We start from the raw sequence: 24,874 nt of genomic DNA, 5'->3' as shown, positions 1-24,874 counted from the left end.
AATGAACGATGGATTTTTTCAGTTTTATATCTGTATATTAATTCTGATTATCAGTTACATAAACCCTTTTTTACCAATTTCTGAAGAGCACATTATGAAAATCGAACAGGCCAAGCTTAACGGACAAAACGATTGGCTTAATTGGTTTTTAATAGGTAAAAACTGGCAACTGGTAAAGTTATTCCTTTGCTTAATTGTGATTTGGATATTTATACACGAAAAATATCTAGTTATTCCAGATTTGAATCAAGGCGTAGTCTCTGATGTGTATATTGCGCTAACCGTTATCTATATTTTCGGCTGTGTAATAAAATTGATTAAAGATCCTGAGCTGTTTAAAAAACAAACCATTTTTAGGCTGTCGATGCTTTATAGATCATTCAAAACATCCTTTTTTATCTCAATAGGATTAATTTTATTGGTCTTTATCACCACAACTGCTCTCAATCTTAAAATAAAGGATTTAATTAATTACGAAGGGATCGTACTGTTAGTTTACAATACTGTTATGGCCTACAATGAATATAAAATAATAAAAGCTTAGTGATATTTTCTTAATGCTCTAATGGCGATAAAAAGCCCAATTAATGTTAAAAATGCACTTAAAATAAATGGCGCACCCGGAAAATATAATGGTGTTCCGTTCTGAATAAAATAAACGAAAATATGGCTTGCCAGAAAGGGGCCGATGATGGCCGCCAAACTTTGTAAGCTTGTGGTAATACCCTGAATTTCGCCCTGAGCATTTTCCGGAACCTGATTGGAAATAATACTCTGCATTGCAGGACCGCCAATCCCAGCCAAACAATATGGAATGATAAACAACATCATCATTAAACCATTAGCAGCAAATGCAAAACACACAAAACCAATTACATAAAGTGTTAATCCAAAATAAATTGCTTTCCGATTTCCTATTTTCGGAATAATAAAACGAATCAAGCCGCCTTGAACTAAGGCAACCATAATGCCCACTACGGCCAAAGAATATCCGATCATAGTGGGCGTCCATTGAAATTTCTCAATTACGTAATAAGACCAATTGGATTGTACAGAATGGCTTGCAATGTACAATAACAGCAGTGTCGCCAATAATCCCAAAATAGCAGGGTATTTAGAAGCATTTATAAAAGACCCAACTGGATTGGCTCTTTTCCAAGAAAAATCCCTTCGCTTTTCTTTCGATAAAGATTCGGGCAGAATGAAATAACCATATAGCCAATTTACCAGGGATAAACCGGCCGCAACCATAAATGGTACACGTAATCCAAAATGGCTCAATAACCCACCGCCAACTGAACCTAATATAAAACCTAAGCCGAATGCTGCGCCAACCATGCCGAAATTCTGAGCTTTTTTCTCAGGTGTAGATATATCAGCTATGTATGCCATTCCCGTAGTAAAACTTGCCCCAGTAATACCAGCTATAATTCGTCCGATAAAGAACCAAAAAATTGATGGAGCAAAAGAAAGAAAGAGATAATCCATCCCCAAGCCAAACAACGAAAACAGCAATATTGGTCTGCGGCCATATTTATCGCTCAATCCACCCAATATTGGCGAAAAAATAAATTGAGGTAAGGCAAATGCAACCATCAGGTAACCACCATAATCGGCCGCCACACTGGTGCTTCCACCTGTAAATTCCTTAATTAGATTGGGTAAAACTGGGATAATGATTCCGAATCCGGTACAATCAATTAAAAGGGTGATCATGATAAAGATCATCGCAGATTGTTTTTGCTTTGCCATTTATATAATTGGGTTATACAACAAAAATAGAATATTTATTTAATGATGTTAAAGTTGGCCGATAGATATTCCTTAGCGTGCTTTCCAAATAAAAATCATTTAAATGGCTGTTTAAGAACATAAAAAAAATGTGTCATCTCAAAAGCTTTACTAATGTCCAAAACTTTTCCACAATGCCTTATTTCGGCATATTTTTGTTAAATTCGCAAGGTTATAACAATACCTTTTTGAAACATCGTTTTTGATAACGAGAATAATAATTTATGGCAGAAGATTTAGAAAATCAACAAAACGACAAAATCATCCAAATTAATATAGAGGAGCAGATGAAATCGGCCTACATTGACTATTCAATGTCGGTAATCGTATCAAGGGCTTTGCCTGATGTACGCGATGGATTAAAACCAGTTCACCGCCGTGTTTTATATGGGATGCTCGATCTTGGTGTAACAAGTAATAAACCACATAAAAAATCTGCCCGTATTGTGGGTGAGGTTTTGGGTAAATATCACCCACATGGTGATGCATCAGTATATTTTACTATGGTTCGTATGGCTCAGGATTGGAGCTTACGTTACCCGATGGTAGACGGCCAGGGAAACTTTGGTCACATTGATGGTGATTCACCTGCAGCAATGCGTTATACCGAAGCACGTTTTTCGAAAATTGCTGAAGAAATGCTTGCCGACATCAACAAAGATACCGTAGATTTTCAGTTAAACTTTGATGATACCCTACAAGAGCCAACGGTTTTACCAGCAAAAATCCCTAACCTTTTAGTTAATGGATCTAGTGGTATTGCGGTAGGTATGGCAACTAATATGGCGCCACATAACTTAACGGAATGTATTGACGGTATTGTAAATTACATTGATAACCGCGATATCACTATCGAGGAATTAATGAAGTTTGTCAAAGCTCCAGATTTTCCAACGGGTGGTATTATTTATGGTTATACTGGCGTTAAAGAGGCTTTCGAAACTGGTCGTGGACGTATAGTGATGCGTGCTAAAGCAGAAATCGAAAACCTTAAAGATCGTGAAGTAATCATCGTTACCGAAATCCCTTACCAGGTTAACAAAGCGCAAATGATTGAGCGTACTGCTGAATTGGTTGGCGAGAAAAAACTGGAAGGCATTTCGAACATTAAAGATGAATCAAATAAAGATGGTATTCGCATCGTTTACGAAATTAAACGCGATGCAAATGCATCTATCGTTTTAAATAACCTATATAAGTATACCGCTCTACAAACTTCTTTCAGTGTAAATAACATTGCGTTGGTTAAAGGACGTCCGCAAATGTTAAATCTGAAAGATTTAATTGTGCATTTCGTAGATCACCGTCATGATGTTGTTATTCGCCGAACTAAATATGAATTGGCTGAGGCTGAAAAACGTGCTCATATTTTAGAAGGATATTTAATTGCGCTAGATCATTTAGATGAAGTAATTAAATTAATCCGTGCATCAGAAACGCCTGAAGAAGCTCGTGTTGGCTTAATGGAAAAATTCGGATTGAGCGACATTCAAGCTCGTGCAATCCTGGATATGACATTGCGTCGTTTAACAGGACTAGAGCGTGATAAAATTAAAGAAGAGTATGCTGAATTGATGAAAACCATCGAATATTTGAAATCTATTTTAGACGATGAAGGTTTGCGTATGCAGATCATCAAAGATGAATTAGAAGAAGTGAAGCAGAAATTTGGCGATGAACGTAAAACAACCATTGTTCACTCTGCTGAAGATATGAGCATGGAAGATTTCATCGATGATGAAGAAGTGGTGATAACGATCTCTCATGAAGGTTACGTTAAACGTACACCGGCAACCGAATTTAGAGCGCAGGGTAGAGGTGGAAAAGGATCAAAAGGCAGCACCTCAAGAAATGAAGATTTTATTGAACACATGCTTGTGGCCACTAACCACAATTATATGTTATTCTTTACCGAAGCTGGAAGATGTTTCTGGTTAAGGGTATACGAAATTCCGGAGGGTTCTAGAACCAGTAAAGGAAGAGCGATTCAAAATATTATTAATATTCCGAAAGACGAGAAAATTAAGGCTTACATTAAAGTTAAAAACCTTAAAGATCAAGAGTATTTAGAGAACAATTTCATCATTATGTGTACTAAAAAAGGTACCATTAAGAAAACTTCTCTCGAGGCTTATTCTCGTCCGCGTGTTAATGGTATTAACGCAATCAACATCAATGATGGCGATGTATTGTTGGAAGCTTGTTTAACTAACGGACAGAGCGAAATTGTAATGGCTTTACGTTCTGGAAGAGCAATTCGTTTCAATGAAAGTACCGTTCGCCCAATGGGTAGAACAGCCACAGGTGTACGTGGTGTTAGATTGGCACACGATAAGGATGAAGTAGTTGGCATGATTGCTGTAAACAATCCAGAAGTTACGGTGTTGGTTGTATCAGAAAAAGGATACGGAAAACGTACGGATATTGAAGATTACCGTGTAACAAACCGTGGTGGTAAGGGTGTAAAAACAATTAACGTTACAGAAAAAACCGGACAATTAGTTTCGATTAAAGACGTTACTGATAGCGAAGATTTAATGATCATCAACAGATCGGGTATTGTAATCAGAATCCCTGTTTCTGCATTAAGAGTTATGGGACGTGCCACTCAAGGCGTTCGTTTAATATCACTTAAAGGGGATGATGAGATTGCATCGGTAACTAAAATTGATCACGAAGAGGATGAAGAAGAAACAGTTGATTTGGCTGAAGTATTAGTTGTTGATGGAGAAGAAGTAGAAGCCGATCCAACTGCAGAAGCAGACGAAACTGATGAAGAAGAAGGGGAATCAGATAACGAAACGGAAGACGAAAATTAATCCAATAAATAAGAATAGAATAATAATTTTATGAAAAGAGTAGTTCTAAGTATAATTTTAGCAGGTGTAGTTAGCTTTGCATTTGCTCAGAAAAGTGAGATTGCGGAGGCAAAAAAGTCTTGGGGACTTTTTCAATTTTCCAACTCAAACCCATCAACAACTTTGGCTAAAAAATTAGAGGCTTTAAAAGGTGGCCTTGCGCACACAGACAAAGCCATTGCTGATGAAAAATCGAAAGTTTTGCCTGATGCTTGGTCTTACCGTGCATTAATGGCCTCATCAATTGCTGTTTTAGATACAGTAAGTTTTGAAAACGCTGATGCAAACATTAAGATTGCTCAAGATGCACTTGTTGAAGCGAAAAAACTTGATGTAAAAGGTTCAGAAAAAGAAAATATCGCAACTTCTGAAACAAACATCGCGAATGCGGTAAGAAACGGTGGTGTAATTGCCTATAATAAAAAAGATTACAAAGCAGCCTACGCTAAATTTGTTCAATCTACAGTGCTTAACCCTCAAGATACGGCAATGTATTTGAATGCAGGTATTGCAGCTAGAAATTTAAACGATTATCCAAACACCATTACTCAGTTTAAAAAAGTGATTTCTTTGAATTCACCACAATCTAAAGAGTTATATGCTGAATTAATCGATATTACTTTAGCAAAGCAAAAAGATACAACTGCTGGATTGGAAATTTTAAAAGAAGCAATTGCAAAATATCCTGAGAATGCAGATTTCATCAAGTCTGAAACTCAAATCTACATCAACAGGGGAGATGCGGCTAAATCGGAACAAATGTTAAATGCACTTGCGGTTAAAGAGCCTACCAATCCAAATTACCAGGTTTTATTGGGGAACATTTACTTTACCCAAGCCTTGAAATTGCAAGGAGATCGTAATAAAATAGATGCTAAAAAGGTTAAAGAGTTTAATGAAGTAACCACTAAAATGAATGGTCTGCTAGATAAATCTCTTCCATATTATAAAAAAGCAATTGAGATTGACCCTAAAAATCAAGGTGCTTTAGAAACACTGAAAACGATTTATGCTTTCAGAAATGATACTAAAAACTACGAAGATGTTAAAAAACGTTTAGATGCATTACCGAAGGAATCACCAAAACAGTAATTGCCAATCGTAAAAAAAGACCTCTGAAATTTCGGGGGTCTTTTTTTTATGTTTATTTTTACCGTATCAGTAAGTTTTAATCCTAATAGATTTCAAATTTATCCTATGCAAAATCGTTTCAAACTTTCATTTATAATTTTAGCTTTCATTTCTTTTTCTGCAGTTGCACAAAAAAGTCAAATATTGGTAGCTCGTAATTCGGTAGGGAAGTTGCAAGCTTCTATTGCCAATAAAGAAGATGAAAAAAAACAATTAAACATCATCACAGAAGGTTTAAAATCAATTGAATCGGCAGAAAACGACAGAAAAACAAAAAACTGGTCAGAAACCTGGTCTATCAAAGCTTACCTAACATCTTTCGCTTCTATAATCGATACAGATCCCAACAATGCTGATAAATATTATAATACTGCTTTAGAGGCCGTTAAAAAAGCGAAAAGCTTAGATAAGTATGAAGACAATTCTGGATTAATAAAGGCTTCAAACCATAATATCTTGATCAAAAAGCAAGATAAGGGTACATCTGCTTATTTTAATAATGATTTTAAGGAAGCATATGAAGACCTAAGAGAAGTTAGCGATAGCTTTCCGGCAGATACTTCATTGGCTTTAAATACGGCCATTTGTGCACTTAATATCCAATCGTATGATGAAGCGGTTAAATATTTTAGAAGGGCACAGGAATTTGGAATCAGAAATCCATCTGTTTACCAAAAGCTTTCTCAAATGTATGTTTCCAAACTTGATAATGAAACTGCAATTAAAGTGCTGGAAGACGGCTTGGTTTTAAATCCTTACCATCATGCCTTAACCAATGATTATATAAATCTTTTGCTTGATACTGAAAATTATGGAAAAGCCACAGGACTTATAGAGAATAATTTAAAAGTAGAAAAAGGAAGTAAGCTATTATATTTTCTATATGGTTACTTACAGCAAGTTAATGGAAATAATTCTACAGCTATTTTAGCTTATGATAAAGCCTTGGCCACAGATCAAAATTATTTTGATGCACTGTACCAGCTAAGTTTGGCCTATATTAATACCGCAAATGAAACTTTAAGGAAAAATGAAGCTGACAAGACTTCTAAATATAGCGCCTTAATTAATAGAGCACAATTTGCTTTACAAAGAGCAAATGAGATTAATCCAAATGATAAGAAGACGGCTCAGTTGCTTATCGATATTTACACCCGTAAAAATGCTCAGGATAAAGTTCAGGAGCTTAAAAGAAAACTTCAGGAATTTTAAGGGATTAGCAATTAATCTAGTGGATAGGGTTAACTGTATAAAATCCAACTTAACATAATATTAATTATAAGACAAACTATAATTAATATATCACCACCTTGAATTAATATATAAAAATTTTCATCTACAAAAAAAACGTAAACATTGTTTACGCTCTACAAGATTTATTATCTTAAATTATTTTCCTTTAATATCATCAATAAATGTTTCAATGTTTTGGATGAAATTATTCTTTCCGTTGTTCCAAGTTCTTGGTGATGATAAATCATTAATAATTTCGTCTACTTGATCTGATGGCAATGGATTTTCTGATAAATTACCTAAGGTTTTAAATTCTTTGACTAAGTTATAGGAATTCATATCACCATATCCTCGAAGATGTTTAACCTTGGCTAAAAACGAGCTAAGCATTTGGATTTTTTCTAACTTTTCCATACACAAACATAAAATAAATCTTATTAATACTACAAAAATTCTTTCATTTTGGTAACTTTTTGACTTAAGTCAACAACTTGGCGCTACATAGATTTTTTTACTCTATTACTGCGTACTTTTTTATATAAATGTTAATAAAAACAGCTTTATTAAGTATTATTTTGTCAAAAAATTATCTATTAAAACATATCAGTATTTTTCTTGTTGAATTTTAGATGTACGATCACTATAGTATTCAGCAGGCTACTGCGCTACAAGTTGAACTTTCAAAACAACTCAAATTTCAGCCTGTAGAAAAAATTACAACTATTGGCGGTGCTGATATTTCATTCAATAAAAATAGTTCAACAATGTATGCTGGAATTGTAATTTTGAGTTATCCTGAGATGGTATTGAAATCTTATGCACTGGCTACTTACGAAACAAACTTTCCTTATGAACCTGGATTTTTAGGTTTCAAAGAAGTTTCTGCCTTACTAAAAGTTTGGGATTTGATTCCAGATAAGCCTGATGTTGTAGTTCTGGATGTAAATGGAATTCTTCACCCCCGAAGAATGGGTGTCGCCTCTCATTTTTGCATTCTTTCCAATCAACCAACAATTGGCTGTGCAAAGAAAATTCTTTATGGAGATAATCATCTCCCTGCCAATTATAAATACGCTACCGCTGAGATTACGAGCAGTAGTGATCTTTTAGGTTTTGCCTTAAGGACAAAGGAAAAATGTAAACCTGTTTATGTTTCTGCCGGGCACTTGACTACTCAAGCTCAAAGTTTAGAAATCATGAAAAATTGTATCGGAAATTACAGAATTCCTGAGCCTACCAGAATTGCTCATGAAACTGTGAATGCATTTAGACTTGGAAAGCTAAAAATAGGCTATCATGAGGTTAATCAACCCTTAACCTTATTCTGAAACTAAGGTACAGTTTTCTAAATTTCCATCCCAAATTTCATTTCCGTTCGTAGCGATTTCAAGAAAATCTATTTTTCCGTTGGTAATGTCTAAACAATACGTTAATTCATTCTTTAAGCTTGGAGTGATAAGTTTCTGTTCAGCACTGATCAGCGCATTCACAAATTCTTCTTCATCAAATTCTTTCAGATAACCAAAAGTAACATATAAACCTATTCCAGTAGTCTTTCTAGATTCTACAGTAATAAAATCTAGATGCGATTTTAAAAAGCCAAACTTCTCTATATTGCCATCAATCAATGCATTTAACAGCAATAATTCTTTTTCTTTCAATTCGGCCATTTAAATCCAGTTTATTCCTTTTTTAAGTAATTGTATGGTTTTGTATTCTTCAGAATCTATTTCGGGCTGAACGTTATAACCCCAGTTTGCCTGAGGTGGCAAGCTCATCAGTATAGATTCTATTCTTCCATTGGTTTCCAATCCGAATTTTGTGCCAGAATCGTAAACCAAATTAAACTCTACATAACGGCTACGGCGTTGATATTGCCATTGCTTCTGTAGTTCTGTAAATTCTTTATCTCTGTTTCTATCGATTAATTCTGTATAAATTGGAAGGAAGCTTTGTCCAATAGTTAGAGAAAAGTCTAAAATCTGTTGCCAGGATAAATCAGTATTTTCAGGTTTCAACCGATCGTAAAATATTCCACCAATTCCGCGAGTTTCATTACGATGTTTGATGAAAAAGTAATCATCAGCATGCGCTTTGAATTTTGGATAAAAACTTTCGTTATGTTCGTTACAGGCCAATTTTAACTTATGATGAAAAAATCGGGCATCGTTTTCGAAAACATAATGTGGCGTTAAATCAATTCCACCACCGAACCATCGAGTGTCTTCATTAAGTTCGAAATAACGAATATTCATGTGGATAATTGGAACCAAAGGATGATTTGGATGGATAACAATTGAAACGCCGGTAGCAAAAAAATCTTCTTCAGTAACATTAAAAGCTTTTTTAATGGCCTCAGGAAGTTTTCCATAAACAGCAGAGAAATTTACGCCCCCCTTTTCAATAATATTTCCGTTTTGCATAATCCGGGTACGGCCTCCGCCCCCACCTTCTCTATCCCAAATTTCCTCTTCAAATTTTCCCTTTCCATCAGCAATCTCTAATCCCTTACAAATCTCATCCTGGATTTGCTGATACTTCTCCGCTACTTCTTCTTTGAACATGGCCATTGATTATTTAAACTATACAAATTTAAAGCTATTCGTACAGTAAAGCTGATTTAAATTTATATAGTACATTTTATTGACAGTTGGCAAGGATATGACTGAGAAAATTAATTAATAAAATTTAGATCTTCAACTTTCAACAGCTTTGATTGTGTTTTAGAAAGTTGTATAATAAAATGCATTGGAGTATTATTCTTCCAAGTAATCTAAATCTTTATTAAAGCTTTCTTTAAGTTGGCTCAGGGCAAAAATTGCAATAAGCGTTAACACGCCCATTACAATAAACCCAGCAGTAACATTACTGTATTTAGTGGCTAAATAACCGAAAAGCAAATTAATGGGAATAAGTGCACCGCGAACAAAGTTGGGAACGGTAGTTGTTACGGTTGCACGAATATTTGTCCCAAACTGCTCTGCGGCAATCGTCACAAAAGTTGCCCAATAACCAACGGAAAAGCCCATAAACAAACAAATCCATATGAAGCTAGCCCCCGATAAGCCATAACTTGTTAAATAAACAATAACGCTTACCACGGAAAGACAATGAAAAATGAAGACCGTTTTTCTTCTTGATTTTAGAATTTGAGCCAGAAAACCAGTTACTACATCACCAATGGCAATACCAAAGTAAGTAAACATGATTCCTTTCCCAGCATCAAGTGTTTCGGTAGCATGTAGTTCTTGACCAAATTCACGACATAAGGTTACCAAGATGCCTACAACAAACCACAAGGGAATTCCAATTAAAATGCAGTACAGATATTTAAGTAATCTTTCTTTATTGCTAAAAAGCATAAAAAAGTTTCCTTTAACTACTTGTTTTTGATTTGCAGCATGTTTGAACAAACCTGATTCGAATGTTCCAACTCTTAACAGAAGCAATAATAAGCCCATTCCGCCACCAACAAAGTAAGAGGTTTGCCAGGTAAAGTTTTCGGAAATGGTAGCTGCAGCAGCGGCACCCAATAATCCTATTCCGGCAACAATCATCGTTCCGTAACCACGCTTTTCTTTATCCATGGTTTCGGTAACTAAAGTTATTCCTGCTCCAAGTTCTCCTGCTAGCCCTACTCCTGCAATAAACCGAATTAAGGCATAACTATTTACAGTTGTGGCAAATCCATTGGCAATATTGGCCAAAGAATATAATAATATAGATCCGAACAAAACTTTGATTCTTCCCAATTTATCGCCCAGAATTCCCCAAAGCAATCCACCAAGCAATAAGCCAAACATCTGTACATTAATAATAAAGATTCCGTCTGCTTTTAAGTCGGTGGCAGAAACGCCAATTTCGGTAAGGCTTTTAACACGAACTACAGAGAATAAAACAAGATCGTAAATATCTACAAAGTAGCCCAAGGCAGCTACAATTACCAAGAAAATAATTACGATTGTTTGTTGATTGGGGATTCATTTTTTTCTATCTGGTTTAATTGCTGAAAGTACAAATAACCACAAATAAAAAAAATAGTTGTTAAATAAAAAGCTCCTGATTTAGTCAGGAGCTTTTTATTGGCCTACATTGGAGGCATTTTCTTTGTTGTATCAGGTGGCATTTTTGTAGTGGTATCAGGCGGAGTACTTGTTTTTGTTGTATCCGCAGGAGCTGTTGTTGTAGAATCCGTTTTAGTACTATCCGTTGAACCGGCCATGTTTTTAGACGAATTGCATGCTGAGGTGGCTATCATCAGAGAGCCAGCGAAAGCAAGACTTAAGATTATTTTTTTCATAGTTTTTTTATTGTTATTTATAAACTTAACAACCTTGTTATCATTTGGTTTTAATTTTTTTTTGATGATAAATAAATTATACCATTCGTTAAGCAAGAATACTATTCATGGTGAATTTTTAATTTGTTTAGAAGTTCTGGGGAAACATTTTCCGCATAAACGCCATAACCATCAACCAAAACACCCTTCAAATTGCCAACTGCTGATGAAATGGCATAAACTACGGAACTATCCGCAGGGTCGGTCAACCCTTCAAATCTATATACTTCATCTATTTCAAATTCTTCTGGCATCAGGAGCAAATCAATCTCCTTACATTCTAAAGCCTCAGGCGTTAAATTAAAATCCAAATTATAGCCTCGGCTATCTAAATCAGCCAAAGCGGCTGTAACGGTATCGTAAACATGCATGATCCTAATTTACTAAAATATTACTTAAACATCATCCATAAAACTTTAAAACATGGCAAATGTTTCTGATATTAGTAATTATGATCATATCTCAAAACACCCTTAAATGGGTAATGCGCTTCTATCCTCCTTTGTTTTTTCAGCGCATTTGGGTTCAGAAATTTGAAAATGGTTTCAGGAGTTGCACCGTAAAATTGAGTAAAAGCTTTTTAAATAAGAACTACAATGGCTCTATTTTTGGCGGAACTATTTATGCTGCTACGGATCCATTTTATGCATTATTGTTTGATCAGTTGTTACAGCGACAGGGCTTTAAAGTTAGGGTTTGGTTAAAAAGTGCATCGATACAATATCTAAAACCTGGCCGATCTACGCTATATTTTACCATTACCATTACCGATGAAATGTTAGCGGACGCAGAAAATGCCTTAAAGAACGGCGGAAAGTTTGTTAAGGCCTATCCAATGGAAATAACCAATAAACAAGGTGAGCTTTGCGCCACAGTAATGAACGAAGTTTATGTAAGAAACCTGCATCAAGGCGAAACGCCTCGAGTAGCTTATTAATTTAAAGATATGGCGAGTATAAAGAGTTTAATTTTGCAGGGTGAAGGTGTTCGGTTGGATTTTAAAAAAACCATAACCAACACAGAGAAAATTGCAAAAAGCTTGGTTGCATTTGCCAATAATAAAGGAGGCAAATTGTTAATTGGGGTTGCCGATGATGGCACTATAAAAGGTGTTAAATCAGAAGAGGAAGAAAAATATATGATTCTTACCTCGGCGCATCAGTTTTGCAAACCCGCAATAGAACCAACCTTCGAGGAAATTTATGTGGATGATAAATTAGTACTTGTTGTAAATATTCCAGAAAGCGATACCAAACCTCATTATGCCTTGGATGAAAATAAAAAGTGGTGGGCATACATTCGCATTGATGATAAAAGTGTTCTTGCAAGTCGAATTATTGTTGAGGTTTTAAAGCAAGATTATAAAAACAATGGGGTGCTGATCTCCTACTCTGAAAATGAAAAAAAGCTTTTGGAGTATTTGGAGAGAAACGAGAGAATTACTTTAAAAGAGTTTAGCAAGTTGCTCAGGAGCTCGTACAGAAAAGCTCAAAAGGTGTTGGTTAGCTTAATTTTAACAAATGTAATCAAAACGCATACTTCTGAAAAGGAAGAATATTTTACAGCCGTTAGATAAAGTGAAATTCGGAATAATGGCCAATGGATAGGCTTAAATGAATTAACTTTTGGTTAATTATCTTTTTTGAAGGTAAAAACGCGACCTTTGCAAACTTATGCAAACTACAATTTACGCCCGATATAAACCTTATTATAAAGAAAATCTTCATTTGGCTTTGCCCATTGTTGGCTCTCAAATTGGTCATACATTGGTTCAGATGGCTGATAGTGTAATTGTTGGACACTTTACCGATACGACCCAACTTGCTGCCGTTTCTTTGGTAAACAGCATATTTATTTTGATTTTGGTAATCGGTTTAGGTATTTCTTACGGTTTAACACCACTAATCGCCCAAGAAAACGGCAAGCAAAACTTTGAAGAATGCGGCAAATTGTTATCCAACAGCTTAATCATAAATATTCTAGTTGGTATTTTTCTTTATGCATTGGTTCATTTTGGCGTTTTATTGGTTATAGATCATTTAGATCAAACACCTGCAGTAGTAAAATATGCAAAACCATATTTGGGCTTACTTTCGATTTCTATTATTCCCTTATTAATTTTTCAAACCTTTAAACAATTTGCCGAAGGATTGGGCTTTACCAAGCAAGCCATGTTTGTTTCGCTTTGGGGTAACCTAATTAATATTATTTTAGGGATAATTTTTGTTAAAGGAATGTTCGGTATAAAATCTATGGGTGTCAGCGGCGTTGGGCTAAGCACTTTAATTGATCGGATTTTAATGGCATTTGCCATGAGCATTTATGTTTTACGTTCGCAAAACTTCAAAAAATATCTAATCAGTTTTAAAGCAACTCTTATTGATAAAGTTAGCGCCATAAAAATTATCAAGATTGGGATGCCTGTAGCCATGCAGTATTCTTTTGAAATAAGTGCCTTTAGTGGTGCAGCCGTTTTGATTGGGACTATTGGCGCTGTAGAACAAGCTGCGCATCAAATTGCAATAAGTTTGGCAGCCATGACATATATGATTGCGAGCGGTGTAGCATCGGCTGCAACGATTAAAACCGGCAACAACTTTGGTAAAAAGAATTTCGTTGATTTACGTAGATCGGCTATTGCGAGCTACCATGTTATAATCGTTTTTATGAGCATTACGGCGATTATTTTTGTTTTAGCACACAATATAATGCCATTTATATACACCGAAGATTTAGCTGTTGTTCCTATCGCGGCTCAATTGTTAATTATAGCAGGCTTTTTTCAGCTTTTTGATGGTACGCAGGTTGTCGGATTGGGTGTATTGCGTGGCCTCGGCGATGTAAATGTTCCGACATTTATTACATTTCTGGCTTATTGGGTGGTTGGAATCCCGATAGGTTATTTACTCGGATTTAAGTTTGGGCTTGGCGTAAACGGAATTTGGTATGGTTTAACCTTTGGATTGCTAACGGCCTCTATCCTATTGTTTTTAAGGTTTCAAAATAAAACGAGGGCCTTGAATAATCATTAAATTTTGGGAACAGATGGATCATTAATTATCAGTGTAGCCATGATTTCTTAAGCAGACAGAAATATAGAAACCTTATAGAACGGAAAGCCCACAGCCTTTTTGGGCGAGGACTTGCAGTGATAGAAGGACGGACATTAAAATAATTGCTGGAATTACTTTCCCAATCCTTTAAAAGATAAACTGTTTTACTATGAAGAACAGCAGGGGTTATAAACGAACACCGTTATTATTTGCCCCCAACATTAAAAATAAGCCCAATGGTGAAAATAGAATTTCCTGCAGACATATAATCGCGATTCTTCAATCCGATGTTACTGCTTGTGGTATACTGCAGCTGGATAATTTTGCTCAACTGCATTCGCGTAAAAAATATGGGCTCAAAGAAAATATTATCTTCTTTAGGCTGAACAACACCATTTAAAAAAAATCGATCCATTTTTACGTGGCTTATCCTTAAAGCTGTCCCGTAGTTTATAGGGAAGTTGGTACCGAAAAGCTTTAAATTATTTTTCTTTTTAGAGCTGTAATTAACCTGTAGAAAAGATTTTCTATAATCGACCTCTTGCAATTGACTACTTATCAACACATCATTTTTGAAATCTCTAAAAGTAATATCGCTCCAGCCTTTACCCACGCCAGCATAAATTTCGATGATTCTATTGTTATCGGGGCCAAAAGTATCGAAATAGCCACCACCAATTTCAATAAGTTTATGATTAAAGTCTTTAGCCTTTCTTTCGCTATTCATCGTAGAACCACTAAATAGCACACCAATATGATCTGAAACAGCATAAGCGCCATTGAGGCTGGCATTACCTTTTAAGGAAATGTGGCCACCGCCACTAAATTCGCCCTGCTTGCTCAACATTGGTGTATTGGGTACATTTGGCATATAAACTGAAGAACAACTGCTTATAAAAAGCGCTAAAACTGGGAAAGCTAACCGTAGGGATTTATTCATAGATTGTATATAAACACATTTTAGAGACAAAAATTGTGCTAAAGTTCCATATTCATAATTTTCATTATTCGCTTAAATTCATCGTGAAGGTTTGCTTTCAAATGTATTTTCTCGGAAGTAATTGGGTGTGTAAAACTTAATTCGGATGCGTGAAGAAGCATTGTTGTCATGTTCCACTGTTCTAAAAAGAATTTATTCTGTTTGTTGCATCCATGAGTACGATCTCCAATAATTGGATGAAGAATATGACTAAAGTGTTTTCTTAATTGATGCATTCTACCAGTTTTGGGCGTAGCTTCTATTAAAGAATATCTGGATGTTTGATGTTTTCCAAATGCAACATCTACTTCTGCTTTTTGAAGTGTTTTAAAAGAGGTAAAGGCCTCCTGCATTGTTCCATTTTCTTTTGCAAGCGGATAATCTATTTCCATAAAATCTGGAGCAAAACCCCTTAAAATCGCGAGATATTTTTTTTCGGTTTCAGCATTCATAAATTGCTGTTGCATAAGTGTTTCTGAGGTCTTATCAAAAGCAAAGAGTAATATTCCGCTCGTCTTCCTATCCAACCGATGAACAGGACTGACATGCTTCCCGATTTGATCTCTGAGCATTTGTAAAGCAAACTCTGTTGCATCTCTCGCAATAGATGTTTGGTGAACCAACAAACCATGTGGTTTATTAATAGCGACCAAATATTCATCCTGATAAATTATCTCCAACATAATCGGCGAAGATAGCAATATTGCAAATCTTTACACTGCTGTTTTAAATATCTAGACGATTGCTAATTAAATAAATCGAATGCAAGTCTATAGGTATTGCAGTGTGCATCAACAATATCTTTTATTTCAGTTGAATATCCACCGCCCATACTTACCTGTACTGGAATATTTTTGGTTTTACAGGTTTGAAGTACCATTCTATCTCTTTCCTTGCAGCCTTGTTTAGTTAAACCAAGCTTTCCCAGTTTGTCTGTAGCCAGCACGTCAACTCCAGATAAGTAAAAAATAAAATCTGGTTGCGATTTCTCGAAAGCTTTTTTAAGATTGATTTCAAGAAGATTCAGATATTCTTCATCTTGTAGATTATCATCCAACGGCACATCTAAGTTTGAAATTTCTTTTCTAAACGGAAAGTTTTTATCGCCATGCATGGAGAAAGTAAATACACGGTCTTCGTTTTTAAAGATTTCTGCCGTTCCATTCCCTTGATGTACATCTAAATCGATAATTAAGATTCGATACGCTAATCTATTATTTAACAAATAATTAGCAGAAATGGCTTGATCATTTAATAAGCAAAAACCTTCTCCCCAATTGCTTCCGGCATGATGCGTTCCTCCTGCAGCATTAAAGGCGATTCCATTCTGTTGAGCAAATCTTGTTCCGTCAATTGTGCCCTGGGTAATTCTTAATTCACGTTCAATAAGCTGCGCATTTAAAGGGAAACCTATTCTTCTTTGCTCCTTAAGTGGCAAAGTCAAATTTTTCAACTGTTCCCAATAACCTTTGTCGTGTGTAAGCAAAATGTTTTCCTCACTCACTGGCAAAGGACTAAATAAATTCTCTTGCTCAATCGTTCCTTCGTGAAGTAATTGCTCCGGAATGAGTTCATATTTGAGCATTGGGAATCTGTGGCCTTCTGGCAACGGATGAGCATAAATAGGATGCCAGGCAATCTTAATCATTAATTCAAAATCTCCTCCACGTGCTTTTCAATATTGTTACAAATTGTATCAACGGGTAAGTCGTTTGCATCGTTTCCAAATGGATCTTCTATTTCTTCAGCTATCAACTCCAAACTTGCTAATACATAGAGAATAAAGGGAACGATAAGTACTAAAAAATATCCCAGACTAAACACCCATCCAATAGGTATAGTTAGCACATAAACAAATATAAATTTCTTAATAAAGGCGCTATACGAAAATGGAATCGGCGTATTTTTAATCCGTTCGCAACCGCCGCAGATATCGGTAAACTGATTTACATCATTTGTTAATACAATCAATTGTTCTTGAGATACTAAGCCCCTTTCCAACAGTTCGTACAATCGGCTAATCATACTGCTTGCAATTTGATTCGGAATATGTTTTCCGTCTTCAACTTCGATTAAAAAACTATTTTTACCAAAGTATTTTTTCTCTCTAAGATGTTCTTTTAATGCAAAGGCATACTTTGGAATTCCATATTCGAAAAACCTAACATCTTCTTCTGGAAGCTTTAAGGCCTTTATTTTCATTGCAAAATTACGGCTTACATTGGTTAACGATCCAAGCAGCTTTCGTCCGTCCCACCATCTATCGTAGGATGTGTTGGTTCTGAAAACCAATAGCATTGAGATTACAAAGCCAAGCAGGCTATGCATCATCCCAATATTACTGACGTAACTGCTTTTGGAAAGTTGAAAAACATTGAGCTCTAGAAAAGCAACTATGCCCGAAAAAATAGCTACACTGAGCATTAACGGCCATAATTTCCTAAAGGTATCTGCCTTATGGATATGAAATATAAATGTAAACCAATCTTTAGGATTGTAATTGATCATAATAAGGTATAATTAAATTACGTAATAAGCTTAAAGCTCAAGAACCTGTTTGCTTACCTCTAACAATGCTTTTCCGGTTAGGTAAATATCTTCGAAAGAGTTGTAAAGCGGAATTGGGCTTAAACGGATAACATCTGGCTCTCTCCAATCGCCAAGTATATGATTTGCTACCAAGCCATCAAAAATTTCTTTTCCTTTTTCTTTGGCAATGATGGAGAGCTGAGCACCTCGATCGGCCGAATTCTGTGGGGTTATAATCTTGTATTGTTCGATTCCTAATTCTATATTTACTTGATTTATAATAAATTCTAGATATGCAGTCAAAGTAATACTTTTATTTCTCAATGGTACAATAGAGCCTGCTGACTGGAATATTTGCAAAGATGCGTGATACAGTGCCATAGGCATAACCTGCGTACAGCTCACTTGCCAGCCATCCGCTCCTGCTTCTGGTATAAAACCCTTTTCCATTTTAAATCGTTTGTTTTCCTGATATCCCCACCAGCCTGCAAAACGATTTAGATCTGTATTAAAATGTTTCTCATGAACGAAAATCCCGCTAATTCCACCCGGACCAGAATTTTGATATTTGTACGAACACCAGCAGGCAAAATCGACACCCCAATCGTGAAGTTTAACCGGTACATTTCCGGCTGCATGAGCCAAATCAAAACCAACAACGGCTCCTATTTCATGACCAGCTCTGGTAATCGATTTCATATCGTACCATTGGCCCGTATAATAATTAATTCCACCAAAAAGCACTAAAGCAATTTCTTCTCCATTTTCTTTGATTTGAGCTAATATATCTTCTGTTCGAAGAATACTTTCGCCTGCTCTAGGAAAAACCTCTATAATCGCTTCTTTTGGGTCGTAACCATGAAACCTTACCTGACTTTCTATTGCATATTGATCGGATGGAAATGCACCGCCTTCCATTATAATCTTAAATCGTTTTTCTTTTGGCTGATAAAAGCTTACCATTAACAAATGCAGATTGACGGTTAGTGTATTCATCGGACAAACCTCTGCTTCTGATGCACCAACAAGAGGCGCCATCAATTTTTTGAGTTCCTTATGGTAAAACATCCAAGGCTCTTCTCCTTCGAACCATCCTTCTACAGCGTAGTTTGCCCAATTGTCTAATTGCAACTTTAAAACATCCTGTGCTACTTTAGGTTGAAGGCCTAAAGAATTACCGCACAGATAGATAAAGTCTTTTCCTTTTGATTTTGGAAATAAAAACTGTGCCCTAAATTTCCTTAAGGAATCGCTATTATCCTGCGCCTTTGCAAAGGCTAAATTATTTTCGAAATTCATTGTCTCAATATTACAAAAAAAGCAGGTATTGTTGCCAATCCTGCTTCCAAAACAAATAATATTTATTTAAAATTTCATTGTATCATGCTTTCCTAAATCTGGCGTATCTCCAGTTACAAGTGCTTTTAGCGTACTAAATAAAACCACAATTTTTGATGATGATGCATCCCAATATTCGGCTTCCTCAGGTGTAACTTTTACCAAGATTAGCCTAGGGTCTTCAATCCCATCAGGGAACCAGGCTTTAATGAAAGGAGAAAAATAAGCTTCTTTTCTTACCTTATCATCTACAAGTTCAGCCTTGCCCTTAACTGTTAAATAAGTGTTTTTTGAAGGATCACTGTAAGCAAGAAGGACATTGTTTTCTTTCGAAATTTCTTTTGATTTTGGAGAATATTCGTTGGTGTAAAACCAAAGACTTCCATCATCTTCTATTTTAGCAGTTCCCATTGGCCTGCTTCCAAACTCATCACTATCCGAAAATGTAGTAAACATACAAGTTCTAACACTTTCTGCCATCTCTTTTAAAATTGATATATTTTTCTCGTTTTTCATTTTATAAGGTATTTGAATGAAAAACAGGTTGAAGCGAAAAATGTTTGAATTAAACTCAAACCTTATTGGGCTTACTCACATATTTATTTCCTTTAACAAAGAATCGCCAGGGCAATAAAGCGTGTTCTTGCGCATAGGCAATACCTACTCTGGGCGAAATGGAAATTTCATTTTCAGTATAATTTATAGATTGATCTTCAATCCAAATTTCAGTGCCGTTTAAATCCTTTGCATTAAATGACCGATCTATCCCTAAAGCTTTGGCAGCAGAACCCGGCCCAGATGAAATTGCGCCTTTGGTAAAAGGCATATTCCTGCGCTCTTCCATAATATCTTTGCCTACAAGCGGTTCAATTGCTCGGATAAGTATCGCATGAGGTTCATCCTTAACAGAACTAACTACATTGAAAAGATTATGCATCCCATAACAAAGGTAAACATAAGCAATCCCCCCTTTGCCATACATAGTTTCAGTGCGATTTGTCCTTCGGCCACCGTAAGCATGAGAAGCTTTATCCTTTACACCAAAATAAGCTTCAGTTTCTACAATAATGCCTGCTGTAATCTGATCATTGATTTTGGTGTACAAAACCTTTCCAAGTAGATCTTTTGCTAAAAAAACAGCATCCTGATTTAAGTAATATTCTGGATTTAATTTCAAGGTCTTATTTAAACTAATTATTTAATACGAGTTTTATAACCTGCTCTAAATAAAATTGATCTGTTATATCAAAATGATTTAAAAACTCACTATCCACATCTAAAACACCAATCACCTCACCATTCTTTATTAAAGGAAGAACAATTTCGGATTTGGAAGCTGTAGCACAGGCAATATGCCCTGGAAAGGCATCAACATCTGGTACAATTAATGTTTTAGCTTCCGCCCACGAAGAACCACAAACGCCTTTACCCTTTTTTATCCTAGTACAGGCCACTGGTCCTTGAAACGGCGCAAGAACCAATTCTCCGTCTCTAACCAAATAGAATCCAACCCAAAACCAATTGAACTGCTCTTTAAGGGCGGCACAAACGTTAGCTAGATTGGCTATAAAGTCGGTTTCTCCTAATAATAAACCTTCTATTTGAGGAATTAATGATTCGTATTGCTGAGGCTTGGTAGCCGTTTTGTTGATTACTAAATCTTCTGCCATTGGTTTGCAATTATTAATGAATGCAGTAAAGTTAATCATCCTTGGTCGATTTGATGTTTCATGGCAATCATTCAGTTGAAAATTTGCTTTAACATTACAAATAAAACCTAAATTCATTTTTTTAACATTCCAACTTTCCATTGTTCAAATCTTATCAAATTCATTAGTTTTGACCAAATTAATCCTATTGAGCATGATTGTAGCTTTAACTATAACGAAGTACCGCCTAATAACAATCCCATTTGCATTTTTAGGGATGGCCATTTTGCGTTTGCCCCTATGGTTAAACAAAAAATGCTTATTCTGGAAATTAATGGGAAGCGGAAAGGATGCTCAGGTAGATCTACCGCCTGACTTTAAACACTGGGCAGTCCTAACCACTTGGGAAACCAGATCTGATTATGAAATATTTAATGATCAATCTTTTGTGATGAGATGGTTTAGGTTTTTTGGAATCGAGGAATTTACAATATTACTTAATCCTTTAGCTTCTCATGGATTATGGTCAGGTAGACAACCCTTTAAGATAGAGACTACTAATAATAAATTAGCTGGGAAGGTTGCTGTAATTACTAGGGCAGCCATTAAATTTAACAAAGTAAAAGAGTTTCGGAAAAATATTAAAAGAGCAGCAGATTCGATGAGAGAGGCTCCAGGTTTTATTCTTTCAGCTGGAATGGGCGAAAACCCATATTTTGATCAAGCAACATTTTCAATTTGGAAGGATCTGGATAGCATGAAAAACTACGCTTATAAATCTGTTGATCACTCAGATGTGATTAAGTTAACCCGTGAGCGAAAATGGTATACCGAAGAACTATTTGCACGTTTTGAAATCATAGATTCCTGGGGAACCTTAAACGGCAAATCCGTAGACCCTAATTAACAAGACAATTTAAAAAAAAATATAAATGAGAGTAATAGCAGAGCTTCCGCATCCAGAATGTAAGATTACAATTTTCTCCATGAACCAAAAGTATATTGTAAAATTTGAACAGGGAACTTTTGAACAGAGCTATAAACTGGCAGAATTGGATTTGAGCGGAGGAGGGGTAAATGATGTATTTGAAATATTAGATGAAGCGTTTATAGCTACGGTTATCGAAAGATTTAAGTTAATGAGAACCGACTTTACCCAAGCGTATAAAAGACATCAATTTTAATCAAATAATATTTATAACTAATTGATATACAGAGCTTATATTTATTATTCAGAATTATATTTGGCTTTTTACTCTGGTTTCTATTTAAAATAACTTAATCAAGTATAAATTTGCTTTATGTGAATTTATATAACAATCTGATAAATAATTAAATATATAAATTAACAAAATTAAATTCTGAATGCTAAAAGTGCCAAATATTATAAGGATTTGGCTAAAAACCAAAGTTTTGAAGAAATTGAAAAGTCAACCTTAATCCATCTAATTATATAGATTGAAGTTGACTTTTATGATTTGAAGGTTTTGGCTATATTCGGTTTATTGAGAAATTAGAGTATCATGTACAACTACCCTATACCAGTTGTTGGAAAACTTTTCTACAGCATCAAGGTGGATTTTATCCTCTTGATATGTATTGTGTTCTTCAATCGAATCGAATGTTAAGGTTAGCGAATAAGTAAACGAATTATCGGTTACTGGCCGAACAGGCGTGTTGGCCGCCAAGCCATAACTTAATGTTTTTATGTACTTTATCTTCTTAAGGGCTTCGAAGAAATTGGCGAAATCAGATACTTCTGTTTTGGAAAGTTGAGGTTTTAGCCAGAACATTACAAAATGCTGAATCCGTCCTTTTTTGGTTGTTTCTGTTTTCATAATTAATTTAAATTATTTTAAATATATAAAACCATTTTTATTGGGCACAAAAAAAGCGGTTATGAAATCATAACCGCTTTAATAAAGGATAAAATCCTATTAATTTTTAGGTTGCACACGACCAGATTTTCTGTCTTCACCTCTACCGATTAAATAACCGCCTCCAGCTCCAACTAAACCACCAATTACGGCGCCTCTACCTTTTTTCTTATCTATTAATGCACCACCAACTGCTCCGGCTACACCACCGATTACTGAACCTTTAGCGGCGTCACTCCAGCCTTTTTTCTTAGCCGTAGCTTGTGTACCACCGTAGGTACCTGATGAGCTTCCAGAGCCTGAACTGACATAAGATGCTGATCTTGCACCAGATCTTCTAGCGGCTGCCAAAGCGGCTTCCTGTTTAGCCTGCTCAGCTTGTTGTTGTTTAAGAACCTCCACTTTTTTGAAGCTATCTAAACGTAAGCTATCTTTTACTGCTTTAACAGCTAATTGTTTTTCTGCCTCTTGTTGTTTTAATGCGGCTTCTTCTTTTGCCTTATTGTTACAAGCAAACATAACAGAACTTAATGCGATTACTACTAATATCTTTTTCATAACTCTAATTTTTATTTATGATTCTTGCTTAGCTTTGATCTCCTAACCTAGCCAAACAGGTTTCATGGATGTGTTTTTTAGTTAATACACATACTAAAGAAAAAATGATGCCAAAAAGTTTTAAAATATTTAATTTTTCAGATCAAATCGGAGTACCAAAAACCTATTTTACTGCTAACTTCCTCATTATTAAGATCCGAATCGATGTTCTGATTAGGAGTGTTATAAGTTCTGAATACCATCTCCCCGAGTTGAAAAGCAATTTTATTTTTAAAAATCGGCCCTTCGAAAGCAAAAGTATGGAACTCTCCATTTTCTCCGCATGGATCAATATTAAGGGGCAAAGATTGTATTAATTCTTTGGTAATTATCTTTCCACAAACATTTTTTAGGTTTTGTTGTGCGCAAACTATGATGGTTATATAGTGCAGTTTTAAGAATTCATCAATCAGTAACTTGGTGTTTCTGCCCCATAAGGGAAAAATAGCTTTCATACCTATTTCTGAAAGTTTATCTTCTCGATACTTTCTCAGGTCTTCTAAAAAGATATCGCCAAAAATGGAATGTGTAATTCCCTCTTCTTTTAAAATAGATAAACGTTGATGCATTATCCTATCATAGGTTTCCATATCAGGCATGTCGGGTAATCTGATCTGAATTAAAGGAATTCCAATGCTTTCTGCTTGTTTTATCAACAGAGATTCGCGAACGCCGTGCATCGAAACACGATTATACTTTTCCGTTATGGTTGTGATCAAATACCTGATCTCAAGTTCAGGATCCTGAAGTGCATAATGAAGCGCTAGGGTGCTGTCTTTTCCTCCACTCCAATTAAAAATACATTGTTTTTTAGTGTTCATTTAAAAGAAGCTCTTTTAATAAATCTGCACCTTCTACGGCCTTCTTCTCAATTTTGAAAACATTTTTATATCGCCTAACATCAGGTATAACCGGATCGATAATATACTTGGGTACTGAGGAAGGAATAAAATCAATTAAACCAGCGGCAGGGTAAACGGCCAGTGATGTACCGATAAGAACAAATAAATCGGCTTGCTGGCAAATTTTGGCAGCTACTTCTATCATTGGAACGGATTCTCCGAACCATACAATGTGCGGTCTAAGTTGAGAACCGAATTCACAGAGTTCGCCCATTTTTAATTCTGAACCATCAATTGGATAGGTAAGGCTCGATTTTCGATCGGACTGAGATTTTGTAATGATACCATGCAAATGGGTAACTCGGGTAGAGCCTGCCCTTTCGTGCAAATTATCTATATTTTGGGTAATAATTTCAACATCATAGTCATTTTCCAGTTCTGCCAAAATTTCGTGTGCCCGATTTGGCTTGGCTTGGATTACCTGCCTTCTTCGCTCGTTGTAAAATTCCTGCACCAGTTCTGGATTCCGCTCCCAAGCCTCGGGTGTTGCAACATCATATACATTATAACCTTCCCAAAGCCCATCAGAATCACGAAAAGTTTTTAATCCACTTTCAGCACTAATCCCTGCTCCTGTTAAAACAACTAGTTTCATTTT

General features: G+C 35.6%; 29 protein-coding genes. 10 read left to right on the top strand and 19 right to left on the bottom strand.

The features are described 5' to 3' along the window. The first annotated feature begins 94 nt into the window (after nucleotides 1-94). The gene (locus DF947_RS22165) at nucleotides 95-544 is read left to right on the top strand and encodes a hypothetical protein (protein ID WP_158526217.1); all 450 of its coding nucleotides are present in this window, start codon (nucleotides 95-97) and stop codon (nucleotides 542-544) included. On the opposite strand, the gene DF947_RS02350 is transcribed toward DF947_RS22165, so the two are convergent. Continuing rightward, entirely contained in the window at nucleotides 541-1,752 is a 1,212-nt protein-coding gene (locus tag DF947_RS02350; protein ID WP_109928069.1) for a TCR/Tet family MFS transporter, read from the bottom strand. The two genes, DF947_RS22165 and DF947_RS02350, sit on opposite strands and share 4 nt — an antisense overlap. Before the next feature lie 263 nt (nucleotides 1,753-2,015). Between DF947_RS02350 and gyrA the strand changes: the two genes are divergently transcribed. The 3 genes from gyrA (at nucleotide 2,016) to DF947_RS02335 (ending at nucleotide 6,992) form a co-directional block, all read left to right on the top strand. Further along, nucleotides 2,016-4,610, top strand: a complete 2,595-nt coding sequence (gyrA, locus tag DF947_RS02345) for a DNA gyrase subunit A (RefSeq protein ID WP_109928068.1) — start codon at nucleotides 2,016-2,018, stop codon at nucleotides 4,608-4,610. Nucleotides 4,611-4,640: 30 nt separating this feature from the next. After that, entirely contained in the window at nucleotides 4,641-5,741 is a 1,101-nt protein-coding gene (locus DF947_RS02340; RefSeq protein WP_109928067.1) for a tetratricopeptide repeat protein, read from the top strand. 105 nt (nucleotides 5,742-5,846) lie between these two features. Further along, nucleotides 5,847-6,992: a tetratricopeptide repeat protein gene (locus DF947_RS02335; protein WP_109928495.1), complete on the top strand. Its 1,146-nt coding sequence runs from the start codon at nucleotides 5,847-5,849 to the stop codon at nucleotides 6,990-6,992. Nucleotides 6,993-7,169: 177 nt separating this feature from the next. Here the strand turns inward: DF947_RS02335 and DF947_RS02330 are convergent, their stop codons facing one another. Next, nucleotides 7,170-7,427, bottom strand: a complete 258-nt coding sequence (locus DF947_RS02330) for a hypothetical protein (protein WP_109928066.1) — start codon at nucleotides 7,425-7,427, stop codon at nucleotides 7,170-7,172. A gap of 215 nt (nucleotides 7,428-7,642) precedes the next feature. On the opposite strand from DF947_RS02330, the gene DF947_RS02325 reads away from it, so the two are divergent. After that, the gene (locus DF947_RS02325; protein WP_109928065.1) at nucleotides 7,643-8,341 is read left to right on the top strand and encodes an endonuclease V; all 699 of its coding nucleotides are present in this window, start codon (nucleotides 7,643-7,645) and stop codon (nucleotides 8,339-8,341) included. On the opposite strand, the gene DF947_RS02320 is transcribed toward DF947_RS02325, so the two are convergent. The 5 genes from DF947_RS02320 to DF947_RS02300 form a co-directional block, all read right to left on the bottom strand. After that, nucleotides 8,333-8,683 (bottom strand): hypothetical protein, encoded by a 351-nt coding sequence (locus DF947_RS02320; RefSeq protein ID WP_109928064.1) that lies wholly within the window; start codon nucleotides 8,681-8,683, stop codon nucleotides 8,333-8,335. The two genes, DF947_RS02325 and DF947_RS02320, sit on opposite strands and share 9 nt — an antisense overlap. After that, nucleotides 8,684-9,577: an oxygen-dependent coproporphyrinogen oxidase gene (hemF, locus tag DF947_RS02315; protein ID WP_109928494.1), complete on the bottom strand. Its 894-nt coding sequence runs from the start codon at nucleotides 9,575-9,577 to the stop codon at nucleotides 8,684-8,686. Between the two features lie 192 nt (nucleotides 9,578-9,769). Continuing rightward, nucleotides 9,770-10,960 carry an MFS transporter gene (locus DF947_RS02310; RefSeq protein WP_240615306.1) on the bottom strand — a complete coding sequence of 397 codons (1,191 nt, stop codon included), beginning with the start codon at nucleotides 10,958-10,960 and terminating at the stop codon, nucleotides 9,770-9,772. Nucleotides 10,961-11,100: 140 nt separating this feature from the next. Further along, entirely contained in the window at nucleotides 11,101-11,235 is a 135-nt protein-coding gene (locus tag DF947_RS22575; protein ID WP_262510066.1) for a hypothetical protein, read from the bottom strand. A 179-nt stretch (nucleotides 11,236-11,414) separates the two neighbouring features. Further along, nucleotides 11,415-11,723 (bottom strand): phosphoribosylpyrophosphate synthetase, encoded by a 309-nt coding sequence (locus DF947_RS02300; protein ID WP_109928062.1) that lies wholly within the window; start codon nucleotides 11,721-11,723, stop codon nucleotides 11,415-11,417. Nucleotides 11,724-11,803: 80 nt separating this feature from the next. On the opposite strand from DF947_RS02300, the gene DF947_RS02295 reads away from it, so the two are divergent. From DF947_RS02295 to DF947_RS02285, 3 genes are all read left to right on the top strand, one after another. Further along, nucleotides 11,804-12,289, top strand: coding sequence for a DUF4442 domain-containing protein (locus DF947_RS02295; RefSeq protein WP_109928061.1), 486 nt, complete (start codon nucleotides 11,804-11,806; stop codon nucleotides 12,287-12,289). A 9-nt stretch (nucleotides 12,290-12,298) separates the two neighbouring features. Continuing rightward, complete coding sequence (locus DF947_RS02290) at nucleotides 12,299-12,928, top strand: AlbA family DNA-binding domain-containing protein (protein ID WP_109928060.1); 630 nt, start codon at nucleotides 12,299-12,301, stop codon at nucleotides 12,926-12,928. A 97-nt stretch (nucleotides 12,929-13,025) separates the two neighbouring features. Continuing rightward, the gene (locus tag DF947_RS02285) at nucleotides 13,026-14,384 is read left to right on the top strand and encodes an MATE family efflux transporter (RefSeq protein ID WP_109928059.1); all 1,359 of its coding nucleotides are present in this window, start codon (nucleotides 13,026-13,028) and stop codon (nucleotides 14,382-14,384) included. 226 nt (nucleotides 14,385-14,610) lie between these two features. Here DF947_RS02285 and DF947_RS02280 read toward each other — a convergent pair whose 3' ends face one another. The 8 genes from DF947_RS02280 to DF947_RS02245 form a co-directional block, all read right to left on the bottom strand. Continuing rightward, nucleotides 14,611-15,345: a hypothetical protein gene (locus DF947_RS02280; protein ID WP_109928058.1), complete on the bottom strand. Its 735-nt coding sequence runs from the start codon at nucleotides 15,343-15,345 to the stop codon at nucleotides 14,611-14,613. Nucleotides 15,346-15,383: 38 nt separating this feature from the next. After that, on the bottom strand, nucleotides 15,384-16,067 hold the full coding sequence (locus tag DF947_RS02275) for a pseudouridine synthase (RefSeq protein WP_109928057.1): 684 nt from the start codon (nucleotides 16,065-16,067) through the stop codon (nucleotides 15,384-15,386). Nucleotides 16,068-16,129: 62 nt separating this feature from the next. After that, on the bottom strand, nucleotides 16,130-17,032 hold the full coding sequence (locus tag DF947_RS02270; protein WP_109928056.1) for a histone deacetylase family protein: 903 nt from the start codon (nucleotides 17,030-17,032) through the stop codon (nucleotides 16,130-16,132). Beyond that, entirely contained in the window at nucleotides 17,032-17,892 is an 861-nt protein-coding gene (locus tag DF947_RS02265; protein WP_109928055.1) for a bestrophin family protein, read from the bottom strand. The genes DF947_RS02270 and DF947_RS02265 overlap by 1 nt, the downstream gene beginning before the upstream one ends. A 30-nt stretch (nucleotides 17,893-17,922) precedes the next feature. Further along, nucleotides 17,923-19,212, bottom strand: coding sequence for a kynureninase (gene kynU / locus DF947_RS02260; protein ID WP_109928054.1), 1,290 nt, complete (start codon nucleotides 19,210-19,212; stop codon nucleotides 17,923-17,925). A gap of 66 nt (nucleotides 19,213-19,278) precedes the next feature. Beyond that, nucleotides 19,279-19,767: a pyridoxamine 5'-phosphate oxidase family protein gene (locus tag DF947_RS02255; protein ID WP_109928053.1), complete on the bottom strand. Its 489-nt coding sequence runs from the start codon at nucleotides 19,765-19,767 to the stop codon at nucleotides 19,279-19,281. Between the two features lie 55 nt (nucleotides 19,768-19,822). After that, on the bottom strand, nucleotides 19,823-20,428 hold the full coding sequence (locus tag DF947_RS02250) for a DNA-3-methyladenine glycosylase (protein ID WP_109928052.1): 606 nt from the start codon (nucleotides 20,426-20,428) through the stop codon (nucleotides 19,823-19,825). 13 nt (nucleotides 20,429-20,441) lie between these two features. After that, on the bottom strand, nucleotides 20,442-20,921 hold the full coding sequence (locus tag DF947_RS02245) for a GAF domain-containing protein (RefSeq protein ID WP_109928492.1): 480 nt from the start codon (nucleotides 20,919-20,921) through the stop codon (nucleotides 20,442-20,444). Between the two features lie 193 nt (nucleotides 20,922-21,114). Here DF947_RS02245 and DF947_RS02240 point away from each other — a divergent pair, with 193 nt between their 5' ends. Both DF947_RS02240 and DF947_RS02235 read left to right on the top strand, forming a co-directional pair. After that, nucleotides 21,115-21,807: a DUF3291 domain-containing protein gene (locus DF947_RS02240; protein WP_109928051.1), complete on the top strand. Its 693-nt coding sequence runs from the start codon at nucleotides 21,115-21,117 to the stop codon at nucleotides 21,805-21,807. Between the two features lie 25 nt (nucleotides 21,808-21,832). Then, entirely contained in the window at nucleotides 21,833-22,084 is a 252-nt protein-coding gene (locus tag DF947_RS02235) for a hypothetical protein (protein WP_109928050.1), read from the top strand. Between the two features lie 318 nt (nucleotides 22,085-22,402). Here DF947_RS02235 and DF947_RS02230 read toward each other — a convergent pair whose 3' ends face one another. From DF947_RS02230 to DF947_RS02215, 4 genes are all read right to left on the bottom strand, one after another. After that, the gene (locus tag DF947_RS02230) at nucleotides 22,403-22,738 is read right to left on the bottom strand and encodes a Dabb family protein (protein WP_109928049.1); all 336 of its coding nucleotides are present in this window, start codon (nucleotides 22,736-22,738) and stop codon (nucleotides 22,403-22,405) included. A 99-nt stretch (nucleotides 22,739-22,837) separates the two neighbouring features. Further along, nucleotides 22,838-23,335, bottom strand: coding sequence for a YMGG-like glycine zipper-containing protein (locus DF947_RS02225; RefSeq protein WP_109928048.1), 498 nt, complete (start codon nucleotides 23,333-23,335; stop codon nucleotides 22,838-22,840). A gap of 137 nt (nucleotides 23,336-23,472) precedes the next feature. After that, on the bottom strand, nucleotides 23,473-24,195 hold the full coding sequence (locus tag DF947_RS02220; RefSeq protein ID WP_109928047.1) for a Dph6-related ATP pyrophosphatase: 723 nt from the start codon (nucleotides 24,193-24,195) through the stop codon (nucleotides 23,473-23,475). Next, nucleotides 24,185-24,871 (bottom strand): SIR2 family NAD-dependent protein deacylase, encoded by a 687-nt coding sequence (locus tag DF947_RS02215; RefSeq protein WP_109928046.1) that lies wholly within the window; start codon nucleotides 24,869-24,871, stop codon nucleotides 24,185-24,187. The genes DF947_RS02220 and DF947_RS02215 overlap by 11 nt, the downstream gene beginning before the upstream one ends. Nucleotides 24,872-24,874 lie beyond the last annotated feature (3 nt).

It is taken from the genome of Pedobacter paludis (genome assembly GCF_003173575.1).
Lineage (GTDB): Bacteria > Bacteroidota > Bacteroidia > Sphingobacteriales > Sphingobacteriaceae > Pedobacter > Pedobacter paludis.
The sequence above is the reverse complement of the archived record's forward strand: the minus strand, read 5'-3'. Positions and strand labels throughout refer to the sequence as shown.

Coding starts and splice junctions, on each gene's coding strand:
- DF947_RS22165 (WP_158526217.1), top strand. CDS start 95: ATGAAAATCGAACAGGCCAAGCTTAACGGACAAAACGATTGGCTTAAT.
- DF947_RS02330 (WP_109928066.1), bottom strand. CDS start 7,427: ATGGAAAAGTTAGAAAAAATCCAAATGCTTAGCTCGTTTTTAGCCAAG.
- DF947_RS02275 (WP_109928057.1), bottom strand. CDS start 16,067: ATGTTGGAGATAATTTATCAGGATGAATATTTGGTCGCTATTAATAAA.
- DF947_RS02270 (WP_109928056.1), bottom strand. CDS start 17,032: ATGATTAAGATTGCCTGGCATCCTATTTATGCTCATCCGTTGCCAGAA.
- gyrA (WP_109928068.1), top strand. CDS start 2,016: ATGGCAGAAGATTTAGAAAATCAACAAAACGACAAAATCATCCAAATT.
- DF947_RS02335 (WP_109928495.1), top strand. CDS start 5,847: ATGCAAAATCGTTTCAAACTTTCATTTATAATTTTAGCTTTCATTTCT.
- hemF (WP_109928494.1), bottom strand. CDS start 9,577: ATGTTCAAAGAAGAAGTAGCGGAGAAGTATCAGCAAATCCAGGATGAG.
- DF947_RS02240 (WP_109928051.1), top strand. CDS start 21,115: ATGATTGTAGCTTTAACTATAACGAAGTACCGCCTAATAACAATCCCA.
- DF947_RS02220 (WP_109928047.1), bottom strand. CDS start 24,195: ATGAACACTAAAAAACAATGTATTTTTAATTGGAGTGGAGGAAAAGAC.
- DF947_RS02230 (WP_109928049.1), bottom strand. CDS start 22,738: ATGAAAACAGAAACAACCAAAAAAGGACGGATTCAGCATTTTGTAATG.
- DF947_RS02285 (WP_109928059.1), top strand. CDS start 13,026: ATGCAAACTACAATTTACGCCCGATATAAACCTTATTATAAAGAAAAT.
- DF947_RS02300 (WP_109928062.1), bottom strand. CDS start 11,723: ATGCATGTTTACGATACCGTTACAGCCGCTTTGGCTGATTTAGATAGC.
- DF947_RS02265 (WP_109928055.1), bottom strand. CDS start 17,892: ATGATCAATTACAATCCTAAAGATTGGTTTACATTTATATTTCATATC.
- DF947_RS22575 (WP_262510066.1), bottom strand. CDS start 11,235: ATGGCCGGTTCAACGGATAGTACTAAAACGGATTCTACAACAACAGCT.
- DF947_RS02350 (WP_109928069.1), bottom strand. CDS start 1,752: ATGGCAAAGCAAAAACAATCTGCGATGATCTTTATCATGATCACCCTT.
- DF947_RS02235 (WP_109928050.1), top strand. CDS start 21,833: ATGAGAGTAATAGCAGAGCTTCCGCATCCAGAATGTAAGATTACAATT.
- DF947_RS02295 (WP_109928061.1), top strand. CDS start 11,804: ATGATCATATCTCAAAACACCCTTAAATGGGTAATGCGCTTCTATCCT.
- DF947_RS02245 (WP_109928492.1), bottom strand. CDS start 20,921: ATGGCAGAAGATTTAGTAATCAACAAAACGGCTACCAAGCCTCAGCAA.
- DF947_RS02215 (WP_109928046.1), bottom strand. CDS start 24,871: ATGAAACTAGTTGTTTTAACAGGAGCAGGGATTAGTGCTGAAAGTGGA.
- kynU (WP_109928054.1), bottom strand. CDS start 19,212: ATGAATTTCGAAAATAATTTAGCCTTTGCAAAGGCGCAGGATAATAGC.
- DF947_RS02290 (WP_109928060.1), top strand. CDS start 12,299: ATGGCGAGTATAAAGAGTTTAATTTTGCAGGGTGAAGGTGTTCGGTTG.
- DF947_RS02225 (WP_109928048.1), bottom strand. CDS start 23,335: ATGAAAAAGATATTAGTAGTAATCGCATTAAGTTCTGTTATGTTTGCT.
- DF947_RS02325 (WP_109928065.1), top strand. CDS start 7,643: ATGTACGATCACTATAGTATTCAGCAGGCTACTGCGCTACAAGTTGAA.
- DF947_RS02280 (WP_109928058.1), bottom strand. CDS start 15,345: ATGAATAAATCCCTACGGTTAGCTTTCCCAGTTTTAGCGCTTTTTATA.
- DF947_RS02340 (WP_109928067.1), top strand. CDS start 4,641: ATGAAAAGAGTAGTTCTAAGTATAATTTTAGCAGGTGTAGTTAGCTTT.
- DF947_RS02320 (WP_109928064.1), bottom strand. CDS start 8,683: ATGGCCGAATTGAAAGAAAAAGAATTATTGCTGTTAAATGCATTGATT.
- DF947_RS02255 (WP_109928053.1), bottom strand. CDS start 19,767: ATGAAAAACGAGAAAAATATATCAATTTTAAAAGAGATGGCAGAAAGT.